Genomic DNA, 11137 nt, shown 5'->3' on the forward strand with positions numbered 1-11137 from the left:
TCACACGGAGGCATCGTGCTGCCGCCGGCCCCACCATCGGTCTATCAGGTTGCCATCACCACCAGTCAGGCGCAAGGTGGTGTGGTGCTCAGTGTTCCGGTGGGGGCCGATCCTTTCGGATCCGTGCGCTTGTCCTTCGCCGATGGCAGTGCGTGGTCTCCGGAGGAGTTCCGCACCCTGGTCTACGCGGGCTCGGATCGCAGCGACATGTTTTACGGAACGACAGGCCTTGCCGAGACATTCACCTTCGGCTTGGGGCGAGGGCGAGACACCATCCGGCGATTTGATCCTCTGCAGGACACACTGGCTTTGGAGACGGACGATGTGTCGTTCTCCACGGTCAGCTACCGCGCCTATGCGGGGACCGACCACTATGGCAATGGGCAATACAACACGGTCAGCAGCATCCTGGTCACGCTCAATGCCAGTGGTGAGGTCCTGGAGTTGTACGACCAGCACCTGATGGGATCTGAGCCGTTTGTCAGGCTGCCCAACGGTGTGGTCCTCACCGGGGCCGAAATGCAGGTCTACCGTGGGCCCTTGCGGGTTTTGCCCACCATGGCCGACGACCGTGTCGCGGGTTCGGCTGACGATGATGTGCTGCTTGGCCTGTCGGGCGCAGACGTGCTGACGGGCCTGGCGGGTGCGGACACCCTGGATGGCGGCCTGGGGGACGACACGCTCCAGGGCGGCTCCGGCCATGATCTGTTGCGGGGTGGTTCGGGGTCCAATGTCTTTGCCTACGATCGCGGCGACGGTCGCGACACGCTGGTCGCGGATGTCGCCACCACCCAGACTCTGGTATTCGGCGAAGGCATCACGGCGTCCGACATCGAGATCTCCCGCGCGTTTGTCAGCGGTGCTTATTCTCCTGCTGTGCTCGGCACGCAGGTGCTGTTCAAGTCTCGACCTGCGGATTCGGTGACATCGTGGTTCGAGCTGTCTTCCATCCGTTTTGCTGATGGCAGCACCTGGGGGGCCCAGGAGTTCAAGGATGCCATGTACCGGGGGTCGTCCGCCCATGATCGGATCTTCGGGGATGCTGCAGGTAATGTCTTGCAGGGTGGTGATGGAGATGACACCCTGTCTGGTGAAGCCGGTGCAGACGTGTTGTCTGGCGGGGCAGGGCGCGACAGCCTGAGGGGCGGCTTGGATGCGGATGCCTTGGACGGTGGCTCAGGGGACGATACGCTGTCAGGCGACGAAGGATTCGACACCCTGGAGGGTGGGGAAGGCGGCGACTGGCTGGATGGCGGTGCGGGTGCTGATCGGCTCAAGGGTGGGAGGGGTAACGATGTCATCTACACCTTCACGGACTACCAGTACAACGATGGTGCGGCCGATGTCATCACGTTCGAAGCCGGGGATGGTCAGGACACGGTCGGTGCCGGTGCCGAGGACACCCTGGTGTTCGGCGCCGGCTTGTCGCGCGACGATCTGCTCATCGGCACGCTGCCGGTTGGCCCCGGCAAGGAGTTCGTGCTGGGTTTCCGAGGGCGAACCGATGCGGTGACGGTTCGGGTCGACACTGGCGGGCGCGGCATTCCCAGCCTGCGCTTTGCAGATGGACGCACCCTCAGCAGCGCCGATCTGACGGCCATCGTGACCCGAGATCAGCCGAAAGATCTCATGGGGACGTCAGGGCGTGACACCCTCACGGGAGGGGGCGGCAACGACACCCTGACCGGTTTGGCTGGGCAGGACACTCTGTCGGGCGGCAAGGGGAATGATCTGCTGGTGGGTGGCAAGGGCAGTGACACCTATCTGTTCGCGCGCGGTGATGGCCGGGACACCATCGTGGAAGCCGACAGCACCTGGCTGGTCACCGATGTGCTGAAGGTGGGCGATGCCAAGTCCAATCAGCTGTGGCTGACCCGCTCGGGCAACAGCCTGGACATCAGCATCATCGGCACCACGGACAAGGTCACGGTGCAGGACTGGTTTGTGAGCAGCGCCAACCGGGTTGAAAAAATCACCGCCCTGGGCGACAACAAGACCCTGAGCTACACCAAGGTCAACGCCCTGGTGACGGCCATGGCCGCCTTTGCGCCCCCTGCACAGGGGCAGACCATCTTGCCCACCGATGTGCAGGCCAGCCTGAACAAGGTACTGGCCAGCAGTTGGGCCTGACGCGCTGGGTGGCACCCCGGCCCCGCAGAGCGGAGCCGGGGCTTCTACAATAGCGCCATGGCCCGACTCCCCTTCAAGCAACAAGTTCTCAAGGCCCGTGAAGACGCCATCGTCGATTCGGTGAATCGGCTGCTGGCCGAAAAGGGCTTCGACCTGATGACGGTCGATGAAGTGGCGGCGGATGTGGGCATCGCCAAGGCCAGCCTGTACAAGCACTTTGCCTCCAAGGAAGCGCTGGCCGCCGCGGCCATGAAGCGCATGCTCCATCGGGCGCAGGCCCATCTGGATCACATCGTTGCGCAAGGGCCTGCCGATGCGCTGGGGCGCCTCAAGGCGGTGGCGCGCTGGACCATGGAGGTGCAACTGGCCGGCGAGATGCCCTCGCTGCCTTCGCAGAACTCCACCCTGCGCCAGGCCCTGATGACCGACATGGACTACATGAGCCTGCTGATTCAGGTCAGCGAGCGGATCGGGGGCTGGATCACGCAGGCGCAGCAAGAGGGGACGATGAGCAACCGCTTGCCGGCAGAAGTCATCCTCTACACCCTGTTTGCCCGAGCCTGTGATCCCGTGCTGGGGGTGCTCAAGGCGGGTGGCCATGCGCCCGACCAGATCATCGAGTGGGTGTTGACGACCTGCTTTGACGGGCTGGTCACGCGCTGACGCTGCACTCCCGACACCGTCCCCCCCCAAAAGCGGGGTGGGCTTTCATGCATTCAAGTGCGGGACACATGTCGGCATAGTCGCGATGGAGCGCATCGGGTGTCGTCCGGCTCTTCCTGGGCGACGACCTTCTTGTAACCTTTGCTTGCAATTCCATTCGTGCGTCATGGAGCGGAATGACGTGGCTGACATCTGGCGGCACGGATAATCGTCAGTATCAATAAAGACAAACTCAGGGCCGTTATGCAGTACACCCACTCGGCGAACGTCGCCAATCCTGAAGGCGATGACGCGCCCCCATCTGTCGATCGGCGAGGCGAAGCCTTGGGCATGCTGTGCCTGCTGGCACGCCTGCACCATATCGCCGCCGAGCCAGCGACACTGGCTCACCAATTGGGGCTGGCGCCCAGCGAGGCGCTGACCCATCAGGATCTCTTGCGCGCCGCCAAGCACCTCGGCCTCAAGGCCAAGATCACGCGCACCTCGCCCGATCGGCTGAACCTGGCGGCGCTGCCCGCGCTGGCGCGCCTGAAGGGGGATGACGGCCAGGATCGCTGGGTGCTGCTGGCCCAATGCGACGGACAGCGGGTGCTGTTCCAGGATGCCCATGCGCCGGGCGGTGGTCGTCCCACCATCGAACCCCTGGAGGTCTTTGCCCGCCAGTGGGCGCCCGAGGGACAGGGTGAGTTGCTGGTGGCCACCAGCCGCGCCAGCCTCGCGGGTGATCTGGCCAAGTTCGACTTCAGCTGGTTCATCCCCAGCATCGTCAAGTACCGCAAGCTCATCGGCGAAGTGATGCTGGTGTCGCTGTTCCTGCAGCTCTTTGCGCTGGTCAGCCCGCTGTTTTTCCAGGTCGTCATGGACAAGGTGCTGGTGCACCGTGGCTTGACCACCCTGGATGTGCTCGTGGCGGGGCTGGTGGTCGTCGTCCTGTTCGAGAGTCTGCTCACCGGCCTGCGTGCCTACGTGTTCAGTCACACCACCAGCCGCATCGATGTGGAGCTGGGCGCCCGCCTGTTCCAGCACCTGTTGCGCCTGCCACTGGCCTATTTCCAGGCCCGCCGGGTGGGGGACTCGGTGGCGCGTGTGCGTGAGCTGGAGAACATCCGCAGTTTTCTGACGGGTCAGGCACTCACCCTGGTGCTCGATGTGCTGTTCTCGGGGCTGTTCATCGCCGTGATGCTGTTCTACAGCGTGCCATTGACCCTGATCGTGCTGGCCAGCCTGCCCCTGTATGCCCTGGTCAGTCTGCTGGTGGTGCCTGTGCTGCGCGGCCGCCTCAACGAGAAGTTCGCTCGTGGCGCCGAGAACCAGGCCCTGCTGGTGGAGACCATCACCGGCATCCAGACGGTCAAGGCCAATGCGTTGGAGCCCGCCATGGCGCGCCGCTGGGACAACCAGCTGGCCGCTTACGTGTCGGCCAGCTTCAAGACACAGAACCTGGCCACCTGGGCGCATGAGTCCATCAACCTGATTGGCAAGCTGATCAATGCCGCCACGCTCTGGTATGGCGCCAAGCTGGTGATGGACCATGAGCTCACAGTCGGTCAGTTCGTGGCCTTCAACATGTTTGCCGGGCGCGTGGCCCAGCCCATCATGCGCATGGCGCAGATGTGGACCGACTTCCAGCAGACCGGCATCTCCATGCAGCGCCTGGGCGACATCCTCAACACCCGCACCGAGGTGCCACCCACCAACGCAGCGCAGTTGCCGCCCGTCAAGGGTCGCATCACGCTGGATCAGGTCACCTTCCGCTATCGACCCGAGGCGGCACCTGTTTTGCAGAACGTCAACCTGGACATCCGTCCGGGCGAGGTCATCGGCATCGTCGGGCGCAGTGGCTCCGGCAAGAGCACCCTGACCAAGCTGGTGCAGCGTTTGTATGTGCCCGAGCAAGGGCGCCTGCTGGTCGATGGCATCGACATCAGCCTGATCGACGCCGCCCAACTGCGCCGGCAGGTGGGCGTGGTGCTGCAGGACAACTTCCTCTTCAACCGCAGCGTGCGCGAGAACATCGCCATCGCCGATCCGGCCGCACCCATCGAGGCGGTGGTGCATGCCGCCCGCCTGGCAGGTGCGCATGAGTTCATCAGTGAGCTGACCGAAGGCTACGACACCATCGTGGGCGAGCAGGGCGCCAGCCTCAGCGGGGGGCAGCGCCAGCGCATCGCGATCGCCCGTGCCTTGTTCAGCAACCCGCGTGTGCTCATCTTTGACGAGGCCACCAGCGCCCTGGACTATGAAAGCGAAGCCATCATCCAGCGCAATATGGCGGCCATCAGCAAGGGCCGCACGGTGCTGATCATTGCGCACCGCCTCAGCGCCGTGCGCCATGCGCACCGCATCATCGCCATGGAGCGTGGCCGCATCATCGAGGCCGGCCCGCACGACGAACTCATCCAGCGCCCCAAGGGCCTGTACGCCTACCTCTGGCGCATGCAGCAGCACGGCGGCGACATCGATCATGCCCCGGTGCCTACGCCGCCCGCGGGAGACCTGTCATGACCGAGCCCACGTCCATGCCTTCATCGCCCGTGACATCCACCGCGCCAGCACCGGTGCCGCAGTCCGTACGGCACCCCTTCATCGAACTGCTGGCCCGTTACAAGGCCATCTTCCAGGCCGTCTGGTCCCATCGCCATGAACTGGCGGGCCCCGCGCGTCTGGCCGATGAGGCGGCCTTTCTGCCGGCGGCCCTGAGCTTGCAGGCCACACCGCCGCATCCTGCACCCCGGCGTGCCATGTGGGCCATCATGAGCCTGTTTGCCATTGCGCTGGCCTGGGCCTGTCTGGGCAAGATCGACATCGTGGCCGTGGCCACGGGCCGCATCGTGGTCAGTGATGGCACCAAGCTCGTGCAACCGCTGGAGACCAGCGTGGTCAAGGCCATCCATGTGCAAGATGGCGACAAGGTGCGGGCGGGGCAGGTGCTGATCGAACTGGATCCCACCTCGGCCCGCGCGGACAACAGCCGCGTCAGTCAGGAGCGTGCCTCGGCTCTGTCCGAGGCCTGGCGGACCCAGGCCTTGCTGACGGCCCTGACCAGCGGCGGCGCCCCCAGCCTGCCGCCAGCCGCACAGGCGGGTGAGGCCACGGTGGTCGAGCAGGTCCGAGCGCAATTGCAGGCCGAATGGCAGGACATCCAGGCTCAGCGCGCCAAGCTGCATTCCGACATCGAGGCGCGTCAGGCCGAGCTGGCCACGGTGCGCGAGCAGGTGGCCAAGCTCAAGGCCACCTTGCCGCTGCTGCAAAAGCGCGAGGCGGATTTCGAGGCACTGTCGGCACAAGGCTTCGTGAGCCAGCATGCCGGTCAGGACCGCACGCGCATGCGCATCGAGATGGAGCAGGATCTGGCCACCTACCGAGCTCGTCGCGAGGAGATGAAGGTCGCCATCAAACAGGCCGAGCAGGCCCTGACGGCTTGGCGTGCCGACATCCTGCGCACCTTGGGCGAGCGCCATGCCAAGGCCGATCTGCAGCAACGCCAACTGGCCGAAGAGAGCGTCAAGGCCACCCAGCGCGAGCGTCTGACCACCCTGACCGCACCGGTCGATGGCACCGTCCAGCAACTGGCGGTGCACACCACGGGTGGCGTCGTGACCGAGGCCCAGGTGTTGATGGTGGTGGTGCCCGATCAGGCACGCGTCACCGCCGAGGTGGCCCTGGAGAACAAGGACGTGGGCTTTGTCAACAACGGACAGCCTGCCGAGATCAAGCTGGAGACCTTCCCGTTCACGCGTTATGGCACGGTGCCAGCCACGGTCACCACCATCACGGCCGACGCCGTGGTGCACGAGGGCAACAAGGAGGCCGGTGCCGTGTTCCCGGCCACGCTCACCCTGGCGGCCAACACCATCATGGTCGATGGCAAGCGCATCAAGCTGGCACCCGGCATGAACCTCACGGCTGAGATCAAGACGGGCACACGGCGGGTCATCGACTACTTGCTCAGCCCGGTGCAGACCTATGCCCAAGAGAGCATGAGAGAGCGTTGAGCGAGGCAGGACAGATCATGCGCATCTTGTTGATCCATCAGAACTTCCCGGGGCAGTTCCGTCAGGTGGCCCCGGTCTGGGCTCGCCAGCCGGGCTGGCAAGTGCTGGGCCTGGGGCGCGACACGGCCCCCGGCCTGCCCGAGGTCCGCTGGCTCAAGTACCAGCTCCACCGCGAGGTGGGCAAGGAGCAGCATCACTACCTGCGCCAGATGGAGAGCGCCGTGCTGCACGGCCAGGCCGTGGCGCGGGGTCTGCAGCAGCTCAAGCGTGACGGCTACACCCCCGATGTGATCTTCGCGCATCCGGGGTGGGGCGAGACGCTCTATGTGAGGGACATCTTTCCCAAGGCGCGGCTGATCCATTTCTGTGAATGGTTCTATGGCACCGGTGGCAGCGATGTGGGCTTCGACCCCGAGTTCCCGACGGATTTCGATGGCTTGGCGCGCCTGCGCACCTGGAACGCCCTGCACCTGTCCAATCTGGAGGCCTGTGATGTGGGGGTGAGCCCCACGGCCTGGCAACGCAGTCGCCACCCCGCCATCTACCAGCCCAAGATCCAACTGGTTCATGAAGGGGTCGACACCGACTTGCTGGGCCCCGATCCGTCCGCCACCTTGGCGTTGCCCAATGGCACGGTGCTGCGCGCGGGCGATCCGGTCATCACCTATGTGGCGCGCAATCTGGAGCCGTATCGCGGCTTTCACAGCTTCATGCGTGCGCTCGAGCGCATCCAGCAGCAGCACCCGACCTGCCACACCCTCATCGTGGGGGGCGATGATGTCAGCTATGGACAAAAGCCCAAGGGTGCCGCCCATTGGCGCGAGAAGATGCTCTCGCAAGTCAAGCTCGATCCGCAGCGCACGCACTTCCTGGGCAAGGTCCCCTATGACACCTATCGCCAGGTGCTCCAGGTCTCGGCCGCGCATGTCTACCTGACCTACCCCTTCGTGCTGTCGTGGTCGATGCTGGAGGCCATGGCCAGTGGTTGCCTGGTGATCGGCTCGCGCACGGCCCCGGTGCTGGAGGTTCTCGAGGACCGCGTCAACGGTTTGCTGGTGGACTTCTTTGATCCCGCCGACATCGCCGCGCGGACCCTGGAAGCCCTGGACCAGGGCCCGGCACTGCAGGCCCTGCGTGATCGTGCACGCCAGGATGTGAGGGCGAACTACAGCCTGCAGCAGGGGGAGCGGGCCTACCGCCAGCTTCTGACGGGCTGATCAAGTCAGCCGCAGCCGACTGTGCGCCGGCACACTGGCCAGCAAGAACTCCATCTGATCGGCCAGGATGCGCCGTCCGCGCAGGATCATGTCCTCGTGCAGGCTGGGCGTGTAGGGCAGGTAGTGCAACTGCCAGTTGAGCTCTTGCAAGGTGCGGTTGCCCTTGCGGCCGTTGCAGGCGCGACAGGCCGTGATGCAGTTCTTCCAGGTGTCCATGCCGCCGCGCGAGGTGGGCACGATGTGCTCGCGGGTCAGGTCTTCCAGATGGAAGCGATCGCCGCAGTAGGCGCAGACCTGCCGGTCTCTGGCAAACAGCTTGGGGTTGGACAGGGCCGGGATCGAGCGCCAAGCGCGGCTGGGAATGGAGCCGCGTGCCGCGATGATGGGGTGCAGGGCCAGGCGCGAGGGCAGCCCCGTGCGCCGCTGGGTGCCGCCCCGCAAGACGACAAAGGGGTCCCCCAGGGTCCAGGCGACCCCGTCGTTGGCATAAAGAACCGCCGCTTCCTTGACCGACAGCCAAGCCTGCGGACGGCCCGACACGTCAAGCTGCAGCACGTCCATCATGCCCTCCAATGAAGAGAACCGTTCCAACCGGAAAAGACCAACTCGCAGCAACCGTTTTGCGGCCACCTACAGATCAGGGTAGCCGGAAAGCCCGACTTTCTCAACCGCCTGCCTGCAGGGGCGCGGTCCGGGCGCAACACCGTCACGCCCTCAGGGTGGGTTGCCTGACGTTTTGCATGAGGTGAAAGATCGGGTTTACCCAGGCGCCTGTGCTCGTCAACGAGGGTGCTTCGTGCGCCATGCCCCATCAAACCGTCGGGGAATGTGCAAAAAAACTTGCTTCCACTTCACACAGACGCCACACTTTTCTGCAAAATAGCACGACCGTTCGTTTTATTCCTTCCATGAGTACAGCGCCTCCTCCCAGCCACGATGCCAAGCACGCCGCCGCCGATGCGGCGCGTGAGCGTGGGCGTTCGGGCGCGGCGCACAAGGGTCAGCAGACCCGTGCGGCCATCCTGGAGGCGGCCCTGAACCTGGCCTCGCAGATGGGCATCGAGGGCTTGTCGATCGGTGCGCTGGCCGAGGTCACCGGCATGAGCAAGTCGGGCGTGTTCGCCCACTTCGGCTCGCGCGAGGAATTGCAGATTTCGGTCATCCGCGAGTACCACGAGCGTTTCGAGGAAGAAGTCTTCCGCCCCGCCGTGCGTGAAGCGCGTGGCCTGCCACGTCTGCGTGCCCTGTTCGATCGCTGGGTGGGCAAGGTGGCCACCGAAATCGATTCGGGTTGCATCTACATCAGTGGCGCCGTCGAGTTCGACGACCGGCCCGGCCCGGTGCGCGATGCCCTGGCGGGCATGGTGCTGCTGTGGCACGGAGCGCTGGACCGCGCCATCCGTCAGTCGGTCGAGATGGGGCATCTGCGCCCTGACACCGATTCGATGCAGATGCTGTTTGAAATCCACGGCCTGATCCTGTCGCTGCACCACGACGCGCGCTTCCTGCGCTCGCCTGGGGCGGTGGATCGGGCTCGCGTGGGCTTCGAGCGGGTCATTCAGTTTTATGCACTGAATGACGTCGCTCGCGCCCATGCAGGAGGGGTGGCGCCCGTCGCTGCCAAGTCAGGGGTCTCCGATCCCTCTTTGTCGTCCGTTGATTCCTGATTTTTTCTGCGTCATCCCACGCACTTTTTTCTCACCGAGGAGCCTCAAACATGCCTTCTTACAACCCCCCACTGCGCGACATGCAATTCGTCATGCACGAACTGCTCGGTGCTGTCGATGAGCTCAAGACCATCCCGGCCTACGCCGATGTGGATGCGGACACCATCAATGCCGTGCTGGAAGAAGGCGGCAAGTTCGCCTCCAAGGTGCTGGCCCCTCTGAACCTGGTGGGCGACACCGAAGGTTGCGTGCTGGACAAGACCACGCACGAAGTGAAGACCCCCACGGGCTTCAAGGCCGCTTACAAGCAGTACATCGAGAACGGCTGGTCGGCCCTGTCGGCGGATCCGGAGTGGGGTGGCCAGGGCATGCCCCAACTGGTCAACCAGGCCGTGTACGAAATGATGAACTCGGCCAACCAGGCCTGGACCATGTACCCCGGCCTGAGCCACGGCGCCCACGCTGCCCTGGAAGCCCATGGCACGCCTGAGCAGAAGGCCCTGTACCTGCCCAAGCTGACCAGCGGCGAGTGGACCGGCACCATGTGTCTGACCGAGCCCCATTGCGGTACCGACCTGGGCCTGCTGCGCACCAAGGCTGTTCCTCAAGCCGACGGCACCTACAAAATCACCGGCGCCAAGATCTTCATCTCGGCCGGTGAGCACGACATGTCCGAGAACATCGTCCACCTGGTGCTGGCCCGTCTGCCGGACGCGCCCGAAGGCTCGAAGGGCATCTCGCTGTTCGCTGTGCCCAAGTACAACGTGAACCCCGATGGCTCCATCGGCTCGCGCAATGGCATCTACTGCGGTGGCCTGGAACACAAGATGGGCATCCACGGCAACGCCACGTGCCAGATGGTGCTGGAAGACGCCGTGGGCACCCTGGTGGGCAAGCCCCATCGCGGTCTGCCCGCCATGTTCGTGATGATGAACGGCGCCCGTCTGGGTGTGGGCAACCAGTCCCTGGGCCTGACGCAAGTCGCCTACGAAAACGCCGTGAACTACGCCAAGGACCGCGTGCAGATGCGTGCCCTGTCGGGCCCCAAGCGCCCTGACCTGGCCGCCGACCCCATCATCGTGCACCCCGATGTGCGCAAGATGCTGCTGACCGCCCGTGCCTACGCTGAAGGCGCCCGCGCCCTGGTGTACTTCGTGGCCATCGAGCTGGACAAGTCGCATAACCACCCTGACGAGGCCGTCCGCAAGGAAGCCGACGACACCGTGGCCCTGCTGACCCCGATCGTCAAGGCGTTCATCACCGACAACGCCTACACCGCGGCCACGCACTGCCAGCAAGTCTTCGGCGGCCACGGCTACATCCACGAGTGGGGCATGGAGCAGTTCGTGCGCGATTCGCGCATCAACATGATCTACGAAGGCACGAACACCGTGCAATCGCTGGACCTGCTGGGCCGCAAGGTGCTGGGTGATGCCGGCGCCAAGCTGACCAAGTTTGGCAAGCT

Annotated in this window: 8 protein-coding genes; 7 read left to right on the plus strand and 1 reads right to left on the minus strand. The window is 64.7% G+C overall.

Annotated features, from left to right (window positions below; genetic code table 11):
• The 5 genes from VFW84_RS15220 to VFW84_RS15240 form a co-directional block, all read left to right on the plus strand.
• Positions 1-2130: calcium-binding protein (locus tag VFW84_RS15220; protein ID WP_329681310.1), on the plus strand; the 2130-nt coding region annotated here is incomplete at its 5' end.
• A gap of 57 nt (positions 2131-2187) precedes the next feature.
• Entirely contained in the window at positions 2188-2793 is a 606-nt protein-coding gene (locus VFW84_RS15225) for a TetR/AcrR family transcriptional regulator (protein ID WP_329681311.1), read from the plus strand.
• Positions 2794-3036: 243 nt separating this feature from the next.
• Positions 3037-5298, plus strand: a complete 2262-nt coding sequence (locus tag VFW84_RS15230) for a type I secretion system permease/ATPase (protein WP_414639012.1) — start codon at positions 3037-3039, stop codon at positions 5296-5298.
• Positions 5295-6788 (plus strand): HlyD family type I secretion periplasmic adaptor subunit, encoded by a 1494-nt coding sequence (locus tag VFW84_RS15235; RefSeq protein ID WP_329681312.1) that lies wholly within the window; start codon positions 5295-5297, stop codon positions 6786-6788. The genes VFW84_RS15230 and VFW84_RS15235 overlap by 4 nt, the downstream gene beginning before the upstream one ends.
• A gap of 17 nt (positions 6789-6805) precedes the next feature.
• Positions 6806-8005, plus strand: coding sequence for a glycosyltransferase family 4 protein (locus VFW84_RS15240; protein ID WP_329681313.1), 1200 nt, complete (start codon positions 6806-6808; stop codon positions 8003-8005).
• Here VFW84_RS15240 and VFW84_RS15245 read toward each other — a convergent pair whose 3' ends face one another.
• Positions 8006-8566: an HNH endonuclease gene (locus VFW84_RS15245; RefSeq protein ID WP_329681317.1), complete on the minus strand. Its 561-nt coding sequence runs from the start codon at positions 8564-8566 to the stop codon at positions 8006-8008.
• A gap of 347 nt (positions 8567-8913) precedes the next feature.
• Between VFW84_RS15245 and VFW84_RS15250 the strand changes: the two genes are divergently transcribed.
• Positions 8914-9672: a TetR/AcrR family transcriptional regulator gene (locus tag VFW84_RS15250; protein WP_329681314.1), complete on the plus strand. Its 759-nt coding sequence runs from the start codon at positions 8914-8916 to the stop codon at positions 9670-9672.
• A gap of 50 nt (positions 9673-9722) precedes the next feature.
• Positions 9723-11137 (plus strand): acyl-CoA dehydrogenase family protein (locus VFW84_RS15255; RefSeq protein WP_329681315.1); only part of this gene is annotated, 1415 nt, incomplete at its 3' end.

Origin of the sequence: Aquabacterium sp. (assembly GCF_036279655.1) — a bacterium.
In the GTDB taxonomy this organism is placed as follows: Bacteria; Pseudomonadota; Gammaproteobacteria; order Burkholderiales; family Burkholderiaceae_C; genus Aquabacterium.